The sequence below is a fragment of the Sorangium sp. So ce381 genome (genome assembly GCF_051473845.1).
Lineage (GTDB): Bacteria > Myxococcota_A > Polyangia > Polyangiales > Polyangiaceae > Sorangium > Sorangium atrum.
In genome coordinates, this window is sequence record NZ_CP150336.1 from 9,593,141 (window position 1) to 9,614,447 (window position 21,307).

20 protein-coding genes are annotated in these 21,307 nt (G+C 69.0%); 12 read left to right on the forward strand and 8 right to left on the reverse strand.

Annotated features, from left to right (window positions below; translation table 11 throughout):
- Nucleotides 1-18 precede the first annotated feature (18 nt).
- Both WMF29_RS36035 and WMF29_RS36040 read left to right on the forward strand, forming a co-directional pair.
- On the forward strand, nucleotides 19-1,026 hold the full coding sequence (locus WMF29_RS36035; RefSeq protein ID WP_437324640.1) for a UDP-glucuronic acid decarboxylase family protein: 1,008 nt from the start codon (nucleotides 19-21) through the stop codon (nucleotides 1,024-1,026).
- A 129-nt stretch (nucleotides 1,027-1,155) separates the two neighbouring features.
- Nucleotides 1,156-2,115, forward strand: coding sequence for a hypothetical protein (locus tag WMF29_RS36040; protein ID WP_437324641.1), 960 nt, complete (start codon nucleotides 1,156-1,158; stop codon nucleotides 2,113-2,115).
- Nucleotides 2,116-2,170: 55 nt separating this feature from the next.
- Here the strand turns inward: WMF29_RS36040 and WMF29_RS36045 are convergent, their stop codons facing one another.
- On the reverse strand, nucleotides 2,171-2,308 hold the full coding sequence (locus WMF29_RS36045; RefSeq protein ID WP_437324642.1) for a hypothetical protein: 138 nt from the start codon (nucleotides 2,306-2,308) through the stop codon (nucleotides 2,171-2,173).
- An 86-nt stretch (nucleotides 2,309-2,394) separates the two neighbouring features.
- Between WMF29_RS36045 and WMF29_RS36050 the strand changes: the two genes are divergently transcribed.
- The 9 genes from WMF29_RS36050 (at nucleotide 2,395) to WMF29_RS36090 (ending at nucleotide 13,010) form a co-directional block, all read left to right on the forward strand.
- Nucleotides 2,395-3,066 carry a TetR/AcrR family transcriptional regulator gene (locus WMF29_RS36050; RefSeq protein WP_272095753.1) on the forward strand — a complete coding sequence of 224 codons (672 nt, stop codon included), beginning with the start codon at nucleotides 2,395-2,397 and terminating at the stop codon, nucleotides 3,064-3,066.
- A 76-nt stretch (nucleotides 3,067-3,142) separates the two neighbouring features.
- Entirely contained in the window at nucleotides 3,143-3,610 is a 468-nt protein-coding gene (locus tag WMF29_RS36055) for an ABA4-like family protein (protein ID WP_437324643.1), read from the forward strand.
- Nucleotide 3,611: 1 nt separating this feature from the next.
- The gene (locus tag WMF29_RS36060; protein ID WP_437324644.1) at nucleotides 3,612-4,445 is read left to right on the forward strand and encodes a hypothetical protein; all 834 of its coding nucleotides are present in this window, start codon (nucleotides 3,612-3,614) and stop codon (nucleotides 4,443-4,445) included.
- 259 nt (nucleotides 4,446-4,704) lie between these two features.
- Nucleotides 4,705-7,122: a type VI secretion system Vgr family protein gene (locus tag WMF29_RS36065; protein WP_437324645.1), complete on the forward strand. Its 2,418-nt coding sequence runs from the start codon at nucleotides 4,705-4,707 to the stop codon at nucleotides 7,120-7,122.
- Nucleotides 7,123-7,204: 82 nt separating this feature from the next.
- A complete protein-coding gene (locus WMF29_RS36070; protein ID WP_437324646.1) occupies nucleotides 7,205-10,309 on the forward strand; it encodes a DUF2169 domain-containing protein in 3,105 nt (1,034 codons plus the stop codon).
- Between the two features lie 7 nt (nucleotides 10,310-10,316).
- Nucleotides 10,317-11,408, forward strand: coding sequence for a pentapeptide repeat-containing protein (locus WMF29_RS36075; protein WP_437324647.1), 1,092 nt, complete (start codon nucleotides 10,317-10,319; stop codon nucleotides 11,406-11,408).
- A 7-nt stretch (nucleotides 11,409-11,415) separates the two neighbouring features.
- The gene (locus WMF29_RS36080) at nucleotides 11,416-12,066 is read left to right on the forward strand and encodes a DUF3540 domain-containing protein (RefSeq protein WP_437324648.1); all 651 of its coding nucleotides are present in this window, start codon (nucleotides 11,416-11,418) and stop codon (nucleotides 12,064-12,066) included.
- Between the two features lie 6 nt (nucleotides 12,067-12,072).
- Nucleotides 12,073-12,456 (forward strand): DUF4150 domain-containing protein, encoded by a 384-nt coding sequence (locus WMF29_RS36085; RefSeq protein ID WP_437324649.1) that lies wholly within the window; start codon nucleotides 12,073-12,075, stop codon nucleotides 12,454-12,456.
- Between the two features lie 83 nt (nucleotides 12,457-12,539).
- On the forward strand, nucleotides 12,540-13,010 hold the full coding sequence (locus WMF29_RS36090) for a hypothetical protein (RefSeq protein ID WP_437324650.1): 471 nt from the start codon (nucleotides 12,540-12,542) through the stop codon (nucleotides 13,008-13,010).
- A gap of 78 nt (nucleotides 13,011-13,088) precedes the next feature.
- On the opposite strand, the gene WMF29_RS36095 is transcribed toward WMF29_RS36090, so the two are convergent.
- The 7 genes from WMF29_RS36095 to WMF29_RS36125 all read right to left on the reverse strand — a co-directional run bounded on the left by WMF29_RS36095 (nucleotide 13,089) and on the right by WMF29_RS36125 (nucleotide 19,825).
- The gene (locus WMF29_RS36095) at nucleotides 13,089-14,144 is read right to left on the reverse strand and encodes a glycosyltransferase family 4 protein (protein ID WP_437324651.1); all 1,056 of its coding nucleotides are present in this window, start codon (nucleotides 14,142-14,144) and stop codon (nucleotides 13,089-13,091) included.
- Complete coding sequence (locus tag WMF29_RS36100) at nucleotides 14,135-15,001, reverse strand: PIG-L deacetylase family protein (protein WP_437324652.1); 867 nt, start codon at nucleotides 14,999-15,001, stop codon at nucleotides 14,135-14,137. The genes WMF29_RS36095 and WMF29_RS36100 overlap by 10 nt, the downstream gene beginning before the upstream one ends.
- 299 nt (nucleotides 15,002-15,300) lie before the next feature.
- Complete coding sequence (locus tag WMF29_RS36105; protein ID WP_437324653.1) at nucleotides 15,301-16,185, reverse strand: beta-xylosidase; 885 nt, start codon at nucleotides 16,183-16,185, stop codon at nucleotides 15,301-15,303.
- Entirely contained in the window at nucleotides 16,182-16,985 is an 804-nt protein-coding gene (locus WMF29_RS36110) for a TIGR04290 family methyltransferase (RefSeq protein ID WP_437324654.1), read from the reverse strand. The genes WMF29_RS36105 and WMF29_RS36110 overlap by 4 nt, the downstream gene beginning before the upstream one ends.
- A gap of 11 nt (nucleotides 16,986-16,996) precedes the next feature.
- Nucleotides 16,997-17,725 carry a sugar phosphate nucleotidyltransferase gene (locus tag WMF29_RS36115; protein ID WP_373372201.1) on the reverse strand — a complete coding sequence of 243 codons (729 nt, stop codon included), beginning with the start codon at nucleotides 17,723-17,725 and terminating at the stop codon, nucleotides 16,997-16,999.
- Nucleotides 17,726-17,765: 40 nt separating this feature from the next.
- Nucleotides 17,766-18,845, reverse strand: a complete 1,080-nt coding sequence (locus WMF29_RS36120; RefSeq protein WP_437324655.1) for a CgeB family protein — start codon at nucleotides 18,843-18,845, stop codon at nucleotides 17,766-17,768.
- Nucleotides 18,842-19,825, reverse strand: coding sequence for a DUF4202 family protein (locus WMF29_RS36125; protein WP_437324656.1), 984 nt, complete (start codon nucleotides 19,823-19,825; stop codon nucleotides 18,842-18,844). The genes WMF29_RS36120 and WMF29_RS36125 overlap by 4 nt, the downstream gene beginning before the upstream one ends.
- A 323-nt stretch (nucleotides 19,826-20,148) precedes the next feature.
- Here WMF29_RS36125 and WMF29_RS36130 point away from each other — a divergent pair, with 323 nt between their 5' ends.
- A complete protein-coding gene (locus WMF29_RS36130; RefSeq protein ID WP_437324657.1) occupies nucleotides 20,149-21,276 on the forward strand; it encodes an STAS domain-containing protein in 1,128 nt (375 codons plus the stop codon).
- Nucleotides 21,277-21,307 lie beyond the last annotated feature (31 nt).

Consider the following 21,307-nt stretch of genomic DNA (forward strand, 5'->3'; position numbering starts at 1 on the left):
AGAGGAGGTCAGAGAGACATGAGCGCAGCGCTGCGCATCCTGGTGACCGGGGGCGCCGGATTCGTCGGCTCCCACCTGTGTGATCGGCTGATCCGGGAGGGCCACGAGGTCGTCGCGCTCGACGACTTCTCGACGGGCTCCCGGGACAACGTCGCCCATCTCCTCTCTCACCGGCGCTTCCGGCTGGTGGAGCACGACGTCATGCAGCCGTACGAGCGGGAGGTCGATCGCATCTACAACCTCGCCTCGCCGGCGAGCCCGCCGCATTACCAGCGCGATCCGGTCCGGACCACGCTGGTCAACGTGGTCGGCGCGCTCCACGCGCTGAAGCTCGCCGAGGGCTGCGGGGCGCGGGTCTTCCAGGCGTCGACCAGCGAGGTCTACGGCGATCCCGAGGTCCACCCGCAGCCGGAGGACTACCGGGGCGCGGTGAACCCGATCGGGATCCGCTCCTGTTATGACGAGGGGAAGCGCTGCGCCGAGTCGCTGGTGATGGACTTCCACCGGCGCGGCGTGGAGGTACGCCTGGCGCGGATCTTCAACACGTACGGCCCGCGGATGGCGCTCGACGACGGTCGGGTGGTGTCGAACTTCATCGTACAGGCGCTCCGGGGTGAGGACCTCACAGTGTACGGCGATGGCTCCCAGACACGGAGCTTCTGCTACGTGGACGACCTCATCGAGGGGATCGTCCGGCTGATGGAGCACCCGGCCGAGACGGGCCCGGTGAACCTGGGCAATCCCGAGGAGTTCACGGTGCTGGAGCTCGCCGAGGAGGTGCTCCACCTGACCGGGAGCCGGGGTCGGGTGGTGTTCCGTCCGCTGCCCGAGGACGATCCGAGGCAGCGGCAGCCGGTGATCGACCGCGCGCGGCGGGTGCTCGGCTTCGAGCCGAAGGTGCCGTTGCGCACGGGTCTTCGCCGCACGATCGAGGGTTTCCGGAGCGCGCTCGGGCTGGGCCATCGCGCACCTGGGCTCCCGATGTCGGACGATGACGCACCGTTGCCCCGAGCTGCGAACGGCTGAGTCGAGCCGACCGTAGAGCCGGTGCGCCGCTCATGATACCGTGAGCGCTCTGACGCCCGATTGTCGCACAGGGCCGTGCGGCGAACGGCAGGGGCACTACGCCCTTAACTTAGAGCGAAGGAGAGCGGCATGGATCTCAGGGCATGGTGCGCGGCGCTCTGCGCGGCGACGGTGGGTATCGCGGGCTGCGGCGGGGACTCGGGCACGAGCGATACCGGCGGTTCGCCGGGCGGCTCGAGCTCGGGCGATGCGCCGGCGGGGGGTTCCAGCGGCCAGGGGGGTTCCTTCGGCGAGGGGGTTGGCTCCGGCATCGGGTCCGGGTCCGGCAGCGGGACCAGCGGAGCAGGAGGCAACGGCGCGACGGGGTGCGAGCACGTCGATGTCGTGTTCGCGCTCGACAACTCCTCGAGCATGGATGAGGAGAAGGCATCGATGCGCGACGTCGTGTTCCCGGCGTTCGCGCAGGCGTTGCTCAATATCGATGGCATCATCGACTTCCGCGCGGCCGTGATGGACGCCTGCCCGCTCCCCGCCAACTTCCACACGCGCGGCGCCGCGGGCGACTGCTCGTTCCAGAGCGGCAAGGCGTGGATGGAGAGCACGAGCACCGACCTCACGGGCGAGTTCCAGTGCGCTGCCGATCTCTATGCGGACGACGTCGAGTGCACCGGCGACAGCGACGACGAGCAGCCCGCGTCCACCGTCGCCGCCGCGCTGGAGCCGCCGTTCTCGACCGCCGAGAACGCGGGGTTCCTCCGCAACGACGCGTTGCTCGTGGTGGTGGCGATCACCGACGAGGACGAGCAGCCCGTCCCGCGCCAGACGCCGCGACAGATCCACGATCGGCTGGTCGCCGCGAAGGGTGACGCGAAGAACGTGGTGTTCCTCGGCATCGGCGGGAGGCGGCAGTGCGCGGGCGCTTATGGGGACGCGGAAGAGGCCGAGGACATGCAGACGCTCGTGGACCTGTTCGCCGCCGATGGCCGTGGGTTCTTCTGGGACCTGTGCGAAGGGCACCTCGAGGACGGCCTCACGAACGCCCTCGCGGCGATCGAGCAGGCGTGTGGGGAGTTCGTGCCCATCAACTGACCGCACCTGCGAGGCCAGCTGACGAAGGGCGGCGCCATGAGGCGCCGCCGGCAGGCTACCGCGGCAAGCTCTCCTGGTCTTCCTCCGGCGCTTCGCCCTCCTCGGCGCCGAGCTGATCGACTTCCTCCCACAACGCATCGAGCTCCAGCCGGAGCCCTTCGCGGCGCCCTCGCGAAGAGATCCTTGACGGCATCTGATGTCATCGTTATAAAAAGTAACACTGTTACGTACGAAGACGTGGACGGCCGCTGCGCCGCCCGGAGACCAGGCGACACGGACATGGCGAGCTCGCGCCCGAAGACCACGAAGACCAGCGGCACGACCCAGGCGGAGCGCCTGCAGGCGTCGAGCTTGCAGCGCCGCGAGCAGCAGAAGGAGAACCTGCGGGGCGCGATCCTGGCGGCGGCGGGCGAGCTGTTTCTGGAGCAGGGCTACGAGGCGTTCTCGATGCGCCAGGTGGCCGAGCGCATCGGTTACTCGGCGACGACGATCTACCGCTATTACGAGGACAAGGACGATCTCCTGTTCGCGATCGTCCACGACGGCTTCACCGAGTTCCAGCGGGCGCTCGTCGCGGCCGCCGAGAGCACGGCGGACCCGATCGAGCGGCTCGTGGCGCTCGGCGCCGCGTACGTTCGCTTCGGCATGGATAACCCGGTGCACTACCGGCTGATGTTCATGCAGCGCTTCGACTTCGTCTTCGACCAGCGGAAAGCGCGGCAGCAGCCGATGATCGACTCGTTCGACGTCCTTCAAAACGCGGTCGCGTCCGCGATGGATGCCGGCGTGATGCAGCGCGGCGACGTGGAGCGCCACAGCCAGGTGGTCTGGGCCCTGGTCCACGGGATCACCGCCCTCGGTCTGGCCGACCGCGGCCGCTTCACCGCCGATGACGTCGACCGGACCATGGAGATCGCCATGAAGATGATGGTCCGGGGCCTGCACCCCTGATCGCTCTCTTTTTTTCCCGCGAAGTTAACACTGTTACGAATAGTTTCATCGTTACAGTCAGCAGTCGGTGGAGGGTATGATGGATAAGGTCTTTGGACTGAGCGGCTTGCTCGTGATGCCGTTCTGGTTCCTCATGATTTTTCTGCCCCGCGCTCGATGGACGCGGCGGATCATGGAGTCGCCGCTCGTCGTCGTCGCGCCCGCGCTGCTCTACACGGCGCTCGTCCTCCCGGTCATCGGCGAGGTGCTGCCGATCGTCAACCAGCCGAGCCTCGCGGCGGTCGCCCCGCTGCTCGGCTCGCCCGCGGGCGCCACGATCGGCTGGGTTCACTTCCTCACCTTCGATCTCTTCGTGGGCCGGTGGGTGTACCTCGACAGCCGAGATCGCGACATCTCGCCGTGGCTCATGGCCCCGGTGCTCTATCTGACGCTGATGCTCGGGCCGATGGGGTTCTCGCTCTACCTCGCCGTCCGCGCGATCGCCGATCGATCGGCGCGCGCCGTCGTCACGACCGCGGCGCAGCGCCGCGCCGGGGAGGCCTGACATGAGCGCGCGTTCTGTGACCACCTCGCTCCAGCTCCCCCGCTCGATCGAGGAGCTCCTCAGGCGGAGCCCCGTCCTGTTCGCGGCGGCCGCCGCCCACGTCGCGCTGCTCGTCTTGCTGCTCGCCGTCGCCCCGCTCGACGCGCGCCTCGTGATGGGGGTGAACCCGTGGATCAAGCCGGCCAAATTCGCCGCCTCGATCGCCATCTACCTCCTGACGATCAACTGGCTCGTCGGCGATGTCGCGCTCCCGCCGAGGGGCCGCAGGGCGGTCGTCTGGGGCACGGTGGCGCTGGTGAGCTTCGAGATGATCGCGATCACCGCGCAGGCGGCGCGGGGCGTGGCGTCGCACTTCAATCAATCGACGCTGTTCGACGGCGCGGTGTTCGCGCTCATGGGTATCGCCATCCTCGTGAACACGGCGCTCGCGGCGTACCTCGCGTACAGGTTCTGGGCGGCGCGACCGCCGCTGCCGGCTCCCTACCTCTGGGGCATCCGGCTGGGTCTCCTCCTGTTCCTGCTGGCCTGCGCGGAAGGCGGCGTCATGTCGGCGCACAACGCGCACGGCGTCGGCGTCGGCGACGGCGGGCCCGGGCTCCCCGTCGTCAACTGGAGCACGCGAGGAGGCGACCTGCGCATAGCCCACTTCTTCGGGATGCACGCGCTGCAAGCCGTCCCGCTGGTCGGGTACTGGCTGTCGGCGCGGGCGTCGGGGTCGGCGCCGCGCATGCGGCGGGCGGTGCGATGGGTGATCGCGTTCGGCGTCGCCTACGGCGCCGTCGCGCTGGCGCTCTTCCTGACAGCCCTCGCAGGGCGACCGCTGATTCGAATGTAGAGCGCGCCGCGCGAGGACGGCGGTCCTGCGCTGCCGGAGGCGAAGAGGCGAGCCGGCGCTGACCGCCGACGATGGCGCGTGACGATGGGCGCGAGCAGGGAGTCGTCAAGCCCATGACCTCGCCTGCGACGAATCCGTCGCGTCGTCGTCACCGACGGACAACAACAAGCAGGCGCCGCGCCACACAACTGACACAAATTCCGTCTAGGCTCTCCAGCGCGTCTGCGCCTGCCGCTGTTTCCCACCCGTGAGGCTCGCCATGCCTGACAATTTCGTCGTCCAATCAAGCGCCCTGCCCTCTTCCACCAAGCTCGTAGCTTTTCATGGAACCGAGGGTATCTCGAAGCTCTATCGCTTCGAGCTCTACCTGGTGATGACGAACGACGCCGGCCAGAGCTTTGATATGGCCGCGGCCGTGGGGCAGCCGGTGAGCATCTCCCTGGAGCGGAGCGACGGCGGCGAGCCCTTCCTTCGAAGCGGCGTCCTCGGGAGCATCGAGCTCATCAACGAGTTCGCCGGTCGGTCCGTCTTCCGGGCCACCATGGTCCCGCGCCTCGCCTTGCTCGCCATGTCGTTTCACAGCCGCGTCTTCACCGTGCAGGCCATCCCGGCGATCCTTCAAGCCGTCCTTCAAAAGGGCGGCGTCACGGACTGCTCCCTGCAGCTTCAGGGCTCCTATACCGCCGAAGAGCATGTCTGCCAGTACCGAGAGACCGACTATTCCTTCGTCGCTCGGTGGATGGAGCGCGAAGGCATCTATTATTACTTCGAGCATGGGGAGGGCGGCGAGACGCTGGTGCTGGTCGATGACAAGTCAGCCCATCAGCCCCATGGCGGCAAGCCCATTCGATATTACCCGCAGCCGGGCGGCGCCAACACCGCGAAGGACACCTTCCACGCCTTCACCTGCCGGCATGACGCCATGCCCGGCACGGTCCGCCTCAAGGACTACAACTACGCCACGCCGGCCGTGCCGGTCACCGGGCAGGCGTCGGTCAGCCCGAGCGGCGTTGGCGAGGTCAGCGTGTTCGGCGCGCGGTTCTTCTCGGCGGGGGATGGGGCGCGGCTGGCGCGGATCAAGGCCGAGAGCCTCTCCGCGACCGGCGTCGTGTACCAGGCGATGGGCAAGGCAGCGACGGTGGTCCCCGGGTTCACCTTCGAGGTCGAGGACCACCCGCGGGCCGCGTTCAACACGAAGTACCTGGCCATCGAGATCGAGCACTGGTCCAACCAGGCCCCGGACATGCCCGAGCTCCGCGACTTCACGACGTGGACCGACAACTACCGCATGGAGGCCAAGGCCATCCCCGTCACGACGCAGTTCCGCGCGCCGCAGGTCACCGAGTGGCCCCGCATCTTCGGCACCGAGATCGCGATCGTCGAGGGCGCGGCGGTCAGCGAGTACGCGCAGATCGACAGCCATGGTCGCTACCGGATCAAGTTCCTCTTCGACGAGAGCGACCTGAGCGGGGGGAAGGCGTCGACCTGGGTCCGGATGCTCCAGCCCCACGGCGGCGGCATCGAGGGCTTCCACTTCCCGCTGCGCGCCGGCGTCGAGGTCATGTGCGCCTTCGAGGGCGGCGATCCTGACCGGCCGGCCATCGTCGGCGTCGCGCCCAACGCGCTCACGCCGAGCCCGGTCACGTCGGGGAACAACACGCGGAACGTGATCCAGACGGGCGGGCGGAACCGGCTCGAGCTCGAAGACCAGGCCGGGCAAGAGCGGGTCACGCTGTCGACGCCCTATGACAACACCTACCTCCGGATGGGGGCGCCCAACGGTGGATCGTCGTATGAAGTCAAGTCGCAGGGCCACGCCTATGTATGGATCGGAGGCAGCTCCGAGAACATCGTGGGCGGCAACCGAACGGCGATCACCGTCGGCATCTCCGAGAGCGTGATCGGGGGCTTCAGCTTGAGCGCCGTCGGGGGTTACGCCGGGAGCTTCATCGCTGGATACTCACAGAACGTGATCTTGGGCTATCGCCACACGACCATCCTCGGCAATGAAAAGACGATCCTCCGCGGCAACCGAAAGACCAATATCACGAGGAATCGGAGCACGAAGATCGGGGGCGACGACACGTTCACGCTCGTGGGCGATCGCCTCGCCACCATCAGGGGCAACAGCAGCTTGCGCATCATGGGGAAGCGCAACACCCAGATCAGAGGCAAGGACGAAAGCACCTTCTTCAACGGGCGAGAGACGACGGTCTTCGTATCGAACAAAACGACGATCAACGGTACCAGCGAGACCGATGTCAACGGGACCCGACGCACAGACGTCCGCGGCCACGCCACCGGCAACTTTTATGCGGGGCGAACGACTACCGTTCACGCGGGGGGAAGCACGAAGACGATCAGAGGCGGGAACACCGCCAAGATCTATGGCCCCAGGAAAACCACGGTCTATGGACCGAGCTCGAGCACCATCCATGGCCCCGCCGAGAGCAAGATAACAGGCCTCTACACGACCAAGATCGGGTCGCGCGTCGAGGTCATCAACGGAACGAAATACGAGAACATCAAGGGGCTAGCGTTCAAACGCGCCCCCTTGGAGATAAAGAAACTGAACGCAGCAGAAATCTCGGCGAAGGGCTACAAGGCCTCAGCCGAGATATTGACGATCAAAGCTCGACTCGGCCTCTCGAACGCGGACTTGCACATCCTGAAGTAATCCACCCATCGAGCGTGGAACAGGCTCGCGCCCGGCGCTGAGCCGAACGATCCATCGAGCCCGCTACCCTGGAGTCCTTCGGATGAAAATCGTCAAGCCCATGCGCCTCGGGGTGGTGCCGAGGGTCTTCATGCACCAGCGCACCCCGCACCTCGTGGTCACCACCTTCGTCGGCTTCTCCTACGACCGGCCGGCCCGGCTGCTCTATGAGCCCACGGTCTGGAAGATCGCCATGGAGGAGCTCGGCGAGGACGGCCTCCTCGACGAGTTCAACCCCAAGACCCGGGGCGAGCTCCTCGTCACGGGCCGCTGCTATCCGCCGGGGCGCACCGCCCGCCCCGCGAGCTCGGTCCGCGTCCAGCTGGGGCCCATCAACAAGAGCCTCTACGTCATCGGCGACCGGACGTGGGGGATGCTCGGCATGTCGGACCCGGCGCCCTTCACCGAGATGCCCGTCACCTGGCGAAACGCCTTTGGCGGGAAGGATTTTGCCAGGAACCCGCTGGGCAAAGGCCACGGCGACAAGAGCGCGGCGCTCCCCAACATCGAGTCGCCCAAGCACCTCATCCACGCGCGCAGCGACTGCCCGACGCCCGCCGGCCTCGACGGCTACGACATGACGTGGCCCCAGCGGTTCTCCAAGATCGGCACCTACGACGCGGCGTGGCGCGACGAGTGCTTCCCTGGTTTTGCGCGGGATCTGGACCCGACGCTGTTCAACATGGCTCCGGAAGACCAGCAGATCGACGGGTTTTTCAGGGGCGACGAGACCTTCGTTGTCGAGAACATGCACCCCGACAAGCCTCGGATCGAAGGCGCCCTCCCCGGGGTCGTGGGTCGATGCTTCGTCTGCCTCAAGACGAGCGACGGCGTGGAGATCCACGAGCCCGCGATGAAGCTCGACACGGTGCGTCTGTTCCCGCACCGCGAGCGTGGGGTCGTCCTCTTCCGCGGCGGCATCGAGATCTCCGAGGACGACGCAGACGACGTGGTGGCGGTGCTGGTTGCCTGCGAACCCATGGGTGCCCCCAGGCCCGTCGCGTATTACCACGACTACCTCATCCCCCGGCTTGGCCTTGAGGGCAACGATCTCCCGGATGACCAGGACGACACGCTCATGCCCGAGCCCGAAGATCCGGAGGCGCCGCCGCTGCCCGATGACACGCTCTCCGGGCTCGCGTCAAAGCTCAGGCGGGAAGGGTTTCTGGGAGGCACTCCGGCTCGATCCGTCAAGCGCGCGGCCAGAGCCGCGGCCGGCGCCGGCGTCGTCACCGCCGGTGTCCACGGAGCGGGAGCAGCGGAGGGCCTCGACGCCGAAGCGGCCGAGGCCGAGCTCGAGAGGGACCCCGACATCGAGGCGACCGAGGCCGATCTCGCCGAGATGGGGATCGACCCCGGGCACCTCGCCGCCGCAGCCGACGACGAAGGGGCGGAGCCAGCCACGGACTTCCCGGAGGGCACGGAAGAAGAGAGCCCTGCATGGTCCCAGGCGGACGCGGGGGTGAGCCACGAGGCGGACACGGAGCCACTCGCGTTTGCGGCCCCGACGACGACCCCCGCCCTGGAAGACGACCCCGAGGAGGCCGAAGCGCTTCGCGCGCAGGAAGCGCTCATGGAATGGGGCAAGAAGCAGCTGCGAGACCGTGGCATCGATCCAGAGGCGCACCTCGCCCAGGAAGAGCCGTCCAACGACCTTGCGTCCCTCGATGACTCGGAAGAATCCGAAGAGGCCGTGGTCCGCTTGGTCGAGGGTCGGCTCGGCGGCGGGCTGACCGCGCACGGGGTCGACGTGGGCGCGTTGTTGGCGAGGACGCGTCAGAACGCCGCCGAGGGTCCGAGCGAGCTCAGGATGTCGGAGATCCGCGAGCGCGTGCGGCGGTCGCTGACGAGCGAGGGCTTCACGCCGGAGAAGAGCGAAGAGCTGGTGTCGTCGCTGGATTGGCAAGCATTCGAGGACGAGACCCAGGCCGCCGCTGACGAGGACCTCGACGACACATTCCACCTCCCCGACGAGGCGCCCGAGGCTGCCCAAGCGCTGCCAGAGGGCGAGGCCTGGGGCGGTGAGCCTGCGGACGACGAGGGCTTCGCGTCTGCGGAGGATCTGGACGACAGGGCTTCGTCTTTCACCGAGCTGGGCGAAGACGGGCCTCGGCTCGCGCACCTCCTGGCGGCCTCCGCGCCCCTCGACAGCGAAGAGTCCCTGCGACTTCGCGGCGAAGTGGAGGCCGGGCACAAGGAGGGGCGGAGCTTCGCGGGGTGCGACCTCACGGGCGCCGATCTCTCTCACCTCGACCTCGAGGGGATCGACCTCGAGGGCGCCATGCTCGAGTCGGCCTTTCTCACCGGGAGCATCTTGCGAAGGGCGAATCTCACAGGAGCCGTCCTGGCGCGAGCCAACCTGGAGGCCGCGGATCTCTCGGAGGCCAAGCTCAACGGAGCCAATTTCGGTTCGGCGTGCCTGCGGGACGTGAAGGCAGGTGGAGGCGTCGATTTCAGCGAGGCCGTGCTCGTCAAGGCGGACCTCTGGGGAGCGGATCTGTCCGGCGCCAATCTCTCGCGCGCCGACCTCTCCGAGGCCAATTTCTGCGACACCAACCTGGAGAACGCCGTCGCGGAAGAGGCGACGTTCCAGCAGGTGGACCTCACGGGGGCGCGCCTCGTGGGCGCGCGGCTCTCGGGGTGCACCTTCAACGAGGTGAACGTGACCGAGGTCGATTTCACCGGCGTCGACCTGAGCTCCGCCACCTTCATCGCCGCCCAGGGCGACCGCGCCATCTTCCGGAACGTGATGGCAAAGGACCTCACGAGCGTGATGGGCTCGTCCTTCGCTGGCGCAGACTTCGCCGGCGCGAACCTCGCCGGCGCGAACCTGATGGGGACGAGCCTCGCCGGCAGCGACCTCTCCGACGCCGACCTGCGCGGCGCGCTGCTCAACGAGGCCGACTTGACGGAGGCGAGCCTCGATCGCGCGAACCTCGCCGAGGCCATGCTGATCCGCGCCAACCTCACCGGGGCGTCGCTCTACGCCGCTGACCTGAGGCAGAGCATCATGAACCATGCGTGCGTCCAGGGGGCCAACTTCGAGAAAGCCAACCTGTTCAGCGTGTGCGCCGATCGAATGGTTGGAGATGACGACACGAGCTTTGCCGGCGCCAACCTCAAGCGACTCAGGGTAATACCGGCCTAGAGGGAGCATGGACAGGGAAGCGCTGCGCAAGCTGATCGAACAAGAAGAGGTCGTCTCGGAGCTGGACTTGTCGGGCTTCGACCTGTCGGGGCTCGACCTCTCGGGCGGGATCTTCGAAGATGTCCGCTTCACCAACGCCAACCTCGCCGGCGTCAAGGTGCGTGAAGCGATCTTTCACCGCTGTGACCTCGCGGGAGCCAACCTGAAGGGGCTGGATTTTCACCTTGGCACGGCCATGGACTGCACGTTCGCGGGGGCCGTGCTCGCCGACGCCTCGCTGGTTGGAGCGAACGTCTCGACCGTGAACCTCGAATCGGCCGATCTGACCGGAGCCGACCTCTCGTCGGCTACCATCGACCATGCCGAGCTCAAGAACGCCCGATTCGTCCGTGCCAACCTGACCGACGGCACCCTGTTCGGCGTCACGCTCGAGGGCACGGACTTCTCTCAGGCCAACTTGACCAGGGCTGTCTTGTTCCGTCAGGACCTGTCCCAGGCCATTCTCACGGGGACTACCCTCGTGGAAGCGATCCTGATCGAGGTGCGGATGGGGCCCAAGGACTTCCGGCGGATGGACCTCAGCAGAACGCAATTCACCAGCGCCGACCTGCAGGGTTGCGACTTTTCAGGGGCCACGCTGACGCAATGCGGCTTCAAGGGCGCCAACTTGACCGGGGCTCGACTGGACGGCGCCGTCGCCCGGCTGGCCGACTTCGTCGAAGCGACCCTGATGAACGCGAGCCTCACCCAGGCCGACCTGAGCCAGGCGCTCTTCGTCGACGCGCGCGCGGGCGCCACGAACCTCTCGGGCGCGCGGCTCGAGATGAGCGTCTGGCACCGGGCGAGGTGCCCGGGTGCCCGCTTCTGCCGGGCAGACCTGAGCCATGCAGACTTCTCCCACGCCGACGTGTCTTCCGCCGATTTCTCCGATGCGACGCTGTCGCGCGCGCGGCTGCACCGCGTGACGGACAAGGGCACGATCTGGCCGCCGAGCAAGGCGCTGGCGCACGGAGACGACCAGGAGCTCAAGGAAGCAGAAGACTGGCAGGCCAACGTCCTTGGGAGGCCTGCCGTCAGTCAACGCACCCCTCACACATGAGGAAACCATGCAGAGCGCAGCAAGAGCGAGACAATACCAGCGGGAAGCCTACGGCGAACACGGCGCCGTGCTCCGCATCGATGGCTCCGCGTACATCGTCGAGACCGAGCATGGCGAGGTCCGCGCGAAGCGCGCGACGAGCTGCCTGCTGGAGCCTGCCACCGGAGACCTGGTGCTCCTCACCGCCGTGAACGGCACGCATTACATCCTCGCCGTCCTCGAGCGGGAGGAGGGCGCGCCCTCACACCTCGTCTCCGAAGGAGATCTCCAGATTCGTCTGCGGCGCGGCTCGCTGGGCCTCTCGGCGCCCGACGGTGTACACGTGGCAGCCGGCAAGGACCTCTCGATGGCCGCGTCGACCTTCCGTGTCCAGGCCAAGGAGGGGCACGTCGCGCTGGAGCTGTTCTCGTTCCTCAGCAAGGTGGCTCGCGGCGAGGTCGACCGCGCCAAGCTGATCGGCCGGAGCCTCGACTCGGCGCTCGAACGGCTGTCGCAGAGGGTGAAGCGCTCCTACCGCATCGTGGAAGAGGCGGACCATGTGCGCGCCGAGCGCATCGACTATGCGGCCAAGGGCAACCTCGCCATCCACAGCGAGAACGCCAAGATCACCGCGTGCCACGTCGTGAAAATCGACGCCGATCAGATCCAGGTAGGGTGACCGAACATGTTTGCAATCACGTCGAGCGGTGGAATGGATTTTGGCATGCCGGATGTCTGCCGTCTTCCGACGATGGTCCCCGTCCCATTTCCAAACTTTGCAGCGAAGCCCATGGGGACGTCCCCCGCGTACAAAGTGCGCATCGGGGTCGCTCCCGCCCATACCCTGACAACCACCATTCCGCTCACCTCCGGCGACAACCCTGGGCTCCTTGGTGGCGTGATCTCCGGCCGCAACATGGGCCCCGCGAGGCGTCTCCGATTCTCTCGCAACACGTTGTGGCAGGGAAAACCGGCGGTGGTGCTGTCCGCCAACGGCTTTGGGAACCAGATCAATACGAACTCGACGACCATTGTCCCGAGCCAGATCAAGGTCCTGGTTCTCAAGTGACGTCCACTCGGTCTTCCGCGAGAGCCGTCCGCGAGAGCCGTCCGCGAGAGCCCGCCCTGTTCTGACCCCTGAGGGACACCCACGTGGCCATCGATGAAACTACCCGCATCCGCCTGGGGATCATTCAAAAGAAATACGGCGAGCGCCTGGCCCGCAGCACGAACGGCGCCAACACGCCGGATCGGCGCCAGGTTTTCATCGATGAATTCCGGCGGATCCTGGCCGACATCTTCGTGCCCACGTTCGAAGCCATCGGCGGGGAGCTCGCCTCGTCAGGCCACGCTTACCGGATCGAGCATGACGTGGGCGAGAAGACGCCCAGCATCGAGTTTCACCTCCTGCTCCGGGGCGTACCGGCGAACGCGAACAACCTGATCCGCCTCTTCTACAGCGCCGAGGCCGCGGGCGACGGAGAGGTGATCGCCGAGGTCAACGTGTACCAGACCCTGACCGAGCTCACGCGGTTCCGGGTGCTGTCGCGGGTCACCCGGGAGGTCGCGGAGCAGATGTGCGTGGACGCCATCGAACACGTCTTCGCCTGCAACGCTCGCTGAGCGGCCCGCGCGATGCCTGCGGCCCGGCCGGAGGCTGCGAGCGTCGTCCTCCATCCTCCAGCAGGGCGACCCGGCGCTTCACGCTGCGCGCAGGATCCGCCGGTACGTCTCGAGGTACGCCGCCGCCGTCGTCGCCGCCGAGAATCGCTCCTCGGCCGCGCCACGGCACGCCGCCGGATCGAGCCGGTCGACCCTCGCGATCGCGTCGGCCATCTCCGCCACGCCGTCCACGAGGAACCCCGTCCGGCCGTGCTCGACGATCTCCGGCAGCGCGCCGGCGCCGCGCAGCGCGATCACCGGCGTGCCCGAGGCCAGCGCCTCCAGGGCCACGAGCGAGCTGGTCTCCTGCACCAGGCTGGGGACGAGCACGCACCGCGCCGCCGCGAGCAGGCGGCGCTTCCGGGCGAGGCCTACCGGGCCGATGAAGCGCCGCACAGGCCCGGGGCCGCGCAGCATCGGCAGCAGGACCTCCCGGAGATACCGCGTGTGCTCCTCGTACCCGAACGCCTGGCCGGCGATGAGCAGCGGCACGCCGGCGCGGACCGAGGCCTCGACGGCGACGTGATAGCCCTTCTCCGGGCAGATCCGGCCCAGCGCGAGCGCGAAGCCGCGCTTGTACCGCCTCGGCCGGTAGTGCTCCAGCCGGACGCCGTTCGGGATGTCGGGCAGGAGCCGCGCCTCCGGCGGACAGGCGCGCCGCTGCGTCGCGGACACGCAGTGGAGGAATGTCCTCGGCCGCTCGAGACAGAACACCGCAGGCGAATAGAAGCTCGGCGGGAGATGGAGGGTCGCGAGCACCGGCACGCCCGGCTCGGGCAGATAGCGCTCGAAATCGACGCCGTGCATGTGGACGAGGTCGATCGGATACCTGTCCAGGGCCAGCGCGATGGCGCTCCGGTGATGGCTCCAGGCCCGCTCCCTCGCCGCCTCGTCGAGGGCCGCGCCCGGCGGGGGCGCCGGCGTGGCGACCAGCGTCCCGGCGCACGCGGAGCCCTCCGGGGCGACAACGATCGACCGGTGGCCGCCGCGCGAGAGCGCCTCGTCGAGCATCGAGAGCACCTGCTCGGCGCCGCCGACGGCGTCCGGACCCACGGGCGCGAGCGGATAACCGACGAGCAGGACCGTCAGAGGCACAGCTCGCGCTCGAGGCCGAGCAGCGTGAGCGTCTTGGCCGCGAGCCGCCGCCAGCGCGCGCCGTCGATCGGGAAGCCGAGGCGCTCGTAATGGAGCGGGCCGTCGTGCGGGGGCCTGCGGAAATCGTACGCGGGCGCCGGCCGGAAGCGCTCGACCTCCGCGCCGAACGGGGCGAGCACCTCCCGCTGGCTGGCGAAGCAGGCCAGCATGGCGCGCTTCCGCGACGCCTCGATGTCCGAGAGCCGGAGGGCGATCTCGGGGACGCCGGCGTGCGCGATGAACTCGCCGGTGCGGAGTCGGCCGCGCGCGGCGTGGTACGACGCCGCCTCGAAGATCAGCGGCGAGGTGACGCCGTTCCAGAGGGCGAGCACCGCCGCCGCATGGACGGCGAGCGCCGCCGCGTCGTGATCGGGGTGGCCGCCCTCGTAGGGGTGGGTGAACACCACCTCGGGCCGCGTCCGGGCGAACAGCTCGACGAGCCGCCGGGTGAGGCTCGGCGCCTCCTCGATCGCCTCCTGGTCGACAGCGCCGAGGCACCTGAGCCGCCCCGCAGGCACGTCGCCGGCCGACATGGCGCGGGTCACCTCCTCGCGCCGGAGCGCGGCGTAGCGCTCGCGCCCGATGCCGGCGAGGCCCGCCGGCACGAAGCGCTCGTCGCGGGGCGCGCCGTCGGTCACGTGGACCACCTCGATCGGGCTGAGCCGGCCGATCCGCGCGCCGAGCCCGATGGTCTCGTCGTCCGGATGGGCGAGCACGACGAGACAGCGCGGCGCCCGGCCCGACGAGAGCCACGAGAACGGCGGCCACGCGAGCTCCTGGGCGGAGGGGCCCTGACGGCGCAGCACGGCGAGGTTCACGACAGCACCTCCGCGCGCCTGCTGCGCAGCCCGGTGCGCGGCTCGGGTCGCCCCCCCGGGATGCCGCGGTGCTCCTCGGGTCTCCTCTTTCGCTTCGGCGTGCTCGCGACGTGGGACATGAGCCACCTGGAGTGCATGCGGTCAGGTCGTCCTGGCGAAAAACGCAGCGATCTCCACACTACCAAACGGCGACGCGGCGCGCCAGACGCGCGTAAAACGCGGACAGACGAGCAGGCGCCTACGCGCTCCTTTACGTACGCACGTACGCACGCCCGCACGGCGTTACGCATGGCGGCATCTCATGCGTAGCGCCGCGTCATCCGGGCGCAGAAGTCGGCGAACTCCTCGATCCGCTGCGGAGGGCTCGTGTGGTGGGGCCGGACGCCGGCGTGCTCCGGGGTGAAGCAGTAGGTCAGGGTCACCTCGAACGGCTCGAGCGCCTTCATCTGCCGGTCGAACCAGGCCTCCGCGCCGGGGCGGAAGCTGTCGGCCCAGCTGAGGCCCGTGCGGAGGTGGCGCACCCCGAGATCCTTCAGCCACGCCACCGCGTCGTCGAGCCGATGGTCCTCGAAGTGGAACCACTGGCACAGACCGAATTCAGGGGTGTACTCCGGGAAGAGCCGGAGCGCGCGCTTGGGCGTCCCGTCCTCGCGGAGCAGGCCCATGTAGAAATGCCGGTAATACGACGAGCCCTCGGCCTCCCGGTGCCGGGTCGTCGCCGGCCACGCGCGCGGCAGATCATAGAGGCTGTACCAGTGGATCCGCTCGACCTTGCCGCGGAGCAGCTCGGCGCTCCGCCGGAGGCCGAACTCCTGCACCTCCTCGGCGCCGAACGTGGAGACGCCGACCTCGGTGATCCAGAGAGGCCTGTCGGTCACCACGCGGATCTCCTCGAGCTTGGCGGGCCACTCGTGGATCTGCCAGTGATTCCAGTCGAGGGGGAAGCCGTGCACCGCGACCACGTCGACGTGCTCGAGCACGCCCTGCCGCCCCATGTTGGCGATGAACCCCGGATCGATCGGCGAGATGCCGCCCAGCACCCGCAGCAGCCAGTGGCGCTCGCTCCGGATCGCGTCCGCTGCGAGCTTCACCATGGTTCCATACGTCGTCCACTCGGGATCGATCTCGAAGTCCCAGTGCGACTTGTTGTTGGGCTCGTTCCAGAGCATCACCGCCTCGATCACGCCAGCTCTCCCTTCTCGAAAGCTCGCCTCGCCGGGTAGACGGCGCCGGGCGGACGACCGCCGGCCCTCTCGCGCCGGCGGCAGAGATAGACCTCGGGCTCGGGGTGGTTCACTATCTCGAAGCCGGCGCTCCGCAGCATCGCTTCGGCGCAAGCCCGGTTGGGCACCCACCAGTTGGTCGGGTCGTGCGCATAGCTGTGCTCCACGAAATGGAGCCGGGGATAACCCGCCTCGTCGAATATCTCCTCCTCGGAGAAGGGAAAATCTTCCTCCAGCAGCGCCACCTCCGCGCTGCCGCGCTGCATGCTCTGGAAAATGAGCGTGTGTCCGACCACGTGCTCGTGGAGCAGATCGAGCGCCAGGAGCGGGTGGCGGAGGTGGTACAGGACGCCCAGGAAGAGCACGAGATCGAAGCGCTCTCCGAGGCTGCCGACGTCGTACACGGAGAGCTTCCGGAACTCGATGTCCGCCCCGGAGACCTCCGCGGCGAAGCGCGCCTGCGCCAGGTAGTCCTCGTCGCTGTCGATGCCGAGGACGCGCGCCGCCCCGCGCCGCTTCATCTCGAGCGAGTAGAAGCCGGCGTTGCAGCCGATGTCGAGGACCGTCTTGCCCGTGAGATCCGCCGGGACGGCGTCGGCGAAGCCCCTCCATTTGAACGCGGGGTAATCGCCCAGGAAATGGTCGGGCGCCGTCTTCACCCCGCCGAGATCGAGGTTGTGGAACCACGGCCCGAGCCCGCGCACGCGCTCCTGGATCTGCTCCCGCGTCCACTTCGTCGCTCCCTCGACGCACCTCTCCATGGCCCCTCCCTTCACGCGGCAGCGCGGCTGAGGAGCTGGATGGCCTCGTGGTAGCCGTGCAGCGTCCCCACGTCGACATAGGCCTCTCCGGCCCGCACGGCGCGCGCGCTGCCGCCGCGGGCGAGGTACTCGTTCACCAGCGTCCCGATGTACGGGTCCTCCCGCCCGCGCTCGCACCAGAGGCCGTGGAGCTCTTGCATCACAGCCCCCGTGAGCCTGAAGGCGCCCCAGACCCACCGCGAGCGCGCGCCTCGCTGCTTGACCTGGATCTCGAGCACCCGGCCCTCCTCGTCGGTGACGACCGCGTCGAAGAGCTCCGGATGCTCGACCGGAAAGAGCAGGAACGAGAGCCCCCCGCCGCCGAGCGAGCAGAGCCCGTGCTCCGGGAACCACACCGTGTCGGGGAGCCCCACGAGCACGTCCTCCTCCGGCCGGATCCAGGGGAGCGACCTGAAGATGGCGTCGCAGAGCCCGGCGGCGGCCGGCTGCACCACATAACAGATGTGCGCCGGGCCGACGCTCGCGCCGTAGTACTCGACGATATCCGACTTGCCCGGCGAGATCACCATGCAGAGCCGGGTCGCCCCGGCGAGCACCATGCGATCGATGAGGTACTCGCTGACCGCGCGCGGCCGCTCCACGTCGCCGTCCCTGCGCGTCCCCACAGGGAGCAGCTCCTTCGAGAAGGCGAGCGGCTGTATCCTGCTGCCCAGGCCCGCCGCCGGAATCACTCCCCACATCGCGTCGTCCCTCCGTTCCATGAGCCGACCTCGACTGCGTTCAATGAGCCGAGACCGACTCGAGAATGGTCACGAGCTCCGCCGCGCGGCGCGCCGCGCTGTGCTCCGCGAGCACCCGCTCCTGCGCCGCGCGGGCGATGGCCGCGATCTCGCCCGCCGGGAGCGAGAGCGCCGCGACCGCCTCGTCCGTCGTCGCCGCCACGAGGATCTCCCTCCCCGGCGTGAAGAACCGGTCGAGCCCCTCCCACCCGTCGCTCAGGATCGGCGTCCCGCAGGCGGCGGCCTCGAAGAGCCTGCCGGAAGGGCAGTAGCCCATCGCCGCCATCGCCCCCCGCGTCACGTTGAGCGTCAGCCGCGACGAGCAATAGAACGCCGGGTGATCCGGCGGCGCCACGTGGCGCACGTAATGGACGTTGTCGCCGTTCTGCGCCCACGGGAAGTCCCCGGGATAGAGCGAGCCCCCGATGACGAACCGCCTCTCGGGCAGCCGCCTCGCCGCCTCGAGGAAGAGGCGGGAGAGCGCCGCCTGCCGGTCGGCGGCGTACGTGCCGAGGTATGAGAGATCCCCGCGGAAGCCGTCCCGCGGCGGGACAGGGCGGTGCACCGCCGGGTCCGCGCTGCCATAGAGCGGGAACACCCGCCGGGCGCCGAGCTTCGCCTTTAGCTGATCGAGCGCCGCGCCGCCGGTGTAGCTGAGCACGCAGTCGAAATCGACGAGGCCTCGAGGGCCGATGTAGCCGACCGGCTGTCCGGCCTGGATGCGATCCAGCGTCACAGGCGTGTCGAGATCGTAGAAGACCTTGAGCGCGCCGGACTCGAGGACCACGTCGGTCGCGGGGCCGCCGTCGGGGCAGTACGAGGTGACCATCGCCGCGTCGGCCTCGCGGACGGCGCGCCTGGCCTCGGGGAGGACGTCCTCGAACGAGGTGTAGAGCCGGAGCGTGTTGCCGTGCGAGAGCGCGCTCAGATCCCGGTGCGCGGCGTAATACGGGACGTCGCGCTCGAAGAAGGTGACGCGGTGCCCGGCCCGCCCGAGGGCGGAGACGACGCCGCGCCACAGCGTGGCGTGGCCATTGCCCCAGGAAGAGCTGATCGTCAGACCGAAGATGACGAGCCTCATGGCGGAGCGGACCTCCTCCATGCCTGCATCTCCGGCGCCGGCGTCGGCGGCCTGCCCGGCTCGCCGAGGATCATCGCTTCCACCTCGGGGCGGCAGCGGATCCGCGGCAAGAGCGCCCTTGCCTCGGGCCGGAGGCGGCGGAGCGTGTACGCCACCTTGGCGCGAGTGTGCTCGGGCCCGTAGCAGTCGAGGAACCCGGCGCTGTTCAGCGAGAAGAACGAGAGCGCGTCGGCGTCGTTGAGCAAGGCGAGCTCGGCGTCGTCCCCCGGCCGCTCGTGCGACGCCACCAGGGCGCCGATCCGGTCGAGGACCTCCGGCGCGAGCCCGACGCCGGCGAGCACGGCGCGCGTCAGTGCCGCCCCGCGCCGCGCGTGCTCGTCCTTGAACGCCTGGTAGTCCGGGGCGCGGTGCTCACGCCGGACGTCCGCCTCGGAGACGAGCCGCTCCACGTCGTGGAAGAGCGCCGCCGCCTGGACCGCGACGCCGGCGCGCGGTTCGAGGCGGAGCATCCATTGCCAGACGTCGACCGCATGATCGTGATCGGCGCGGACGAGCGGCCTGTCGAGATCGTGGAGCTCCCGGTGCCGCCCGAGGATCCGGGCGAAGACAGCGGTCGCGGAGGCGGGGTTCTTCCTGCGGATGAAGCGCTGGCACCGTGTGAGGACCTCGTAGGCGGCGCACGCGGCGCCCGCTCGATCGAGCCCCTCGATCCGGAGGTCGAAGAGGCCGCCGGCGTCGAGCGCGTGCAGGCGGGTGTCGAGCGCCCACAGGTCGAGCGCCGACGAGCGCCACGCGCGGCCGTCGACGACGGCGTGGAGCGCACCCCCGGATGGGCCGGGCGCGCCGCTCTTCACCGCCACGCCAGGGAACTCCCTGGAGAGCGCCGCCGTGTCGGACGGGGAGAGGAGCGGCGTCCCGCAGATCGAGGGTCCATCGCTGCTCGAAGGGGGGCCGTCGATGAGGATCAGGCGCTTGAGCATGAGCGTGCGCTCTCCGGTCAGCCCGGCATGGAGCTCGACACAGCTGCCGCGCGCGGCTGCCGCGGACGAACAGGGATCGCAGGTGGGAACCTATCGCCGTGGTCCTCACCGCACCATCGCGGAAATTCCGTAGAGCACCGTCGGGAAAGAAATGAGCGCGAGACGTGGGATCGCCGTAGCCAAGCCCGTCGCGGCGATCTCCTCTCGGCGCTCCGCTCCCGGCGCTCCACCCCGAGCCCCGGCATCCGCTCCGCGGCCGCCCTGGCACGACAGCCGACCGGCTCCCATTGCGCGCCGCGGCCCGGTAAGCGAGGGTGACGCCGATGCAGCTTGCGCAGCGCCTGGCCGGGCTTGAGATGTCGGCCGTCCCCGTGTGGGTCCTCGACGTGGACCGCTCTCGGGTCTGCTGGGTGAACGAGGCCGGCCTGGAGCTGTGGCGGGCGCAGGATCGCGACGAGCTGTTCGCGCGCGATTTCTCGATGGTGCCTGCGCCGGTCCGGACGCGCATCCAGGCCCTCGCCGCGCAGGTGCGCGAGCGCCGCGTCGTGCGCGAGAGCTGGACCTTCTACCCGCGCGGGGTGCCCGTGACGGTGACGCTCCACTCCTCGGACGTCGAGCTCGATGATGGGCGATTCGCGATCTTGAGCCAGGCGCTTCCCCCGGATGGAGCCCCTGAGCCGGAGCTCCTCCGAGGCATCGAGGCGCTGCGCCACACCTCCGTGATGATCGGGTTCGTCGACCCGAGCGGAGACCTGATGATGCAGAACCCGGCGGCTCTGCAGGCGTTCGGCCGCACCAGGACGTGGAGCGCCTGGCTGGGCGAGCCCGGCGAGGCGGACGCGATGCTCAGGGCGGCGCTGGACGGCGACACCGTGGCGCGAGAGATGATCGTCCGCACCGTGGAGGGGGAGCGCCTGCACGCAATCGAGGGGCGAGCGGTGCGTGATCCCGTGACGGGCGCCATGGGGGTTCTGTTCCACCACACCGACGAAACGGCGCGGATAGGGGCGGAGCGCTCCGCCGAGGAGCGCGGCCGCCTTCTGGAGGAGCTGAACGCGACGCTCGCGCTCGTCGAGCAGCAGCGCGGTGAGATCCTCGCCCTCTCCGCGCCCATCCTGGACGTGGGCGAGCGCGCGCTGGCGCTGCCGATCATCGGGGCGCTGAGCCGAGAGCGGAGCGCGGAGATAGCGGCGCGGCTCCTGCCTGCAATCGCCGGCTCCGGGGTCGACCGGGTGATCCTCGATATGACCGGCGCCGCGGCGCTCGACGAGGCCGGCGCCAGGCACCTGATCGAGATGGTACGAGCCATCCGGCTGCTCGGCGCGTCCGCCATGATCACGGGCATCCAGCCCGCGCTGGCCCGCACCCTGGTGGCATCGGGCTTTGACGGGACCGGCATCACCATCGTCGGCTCCATCGCCCAGGGCCTCTCGCGCTCCAGGAAGCGCTGAGTCGAAGCCACCGTCGTGCTCCGGCCGGGCA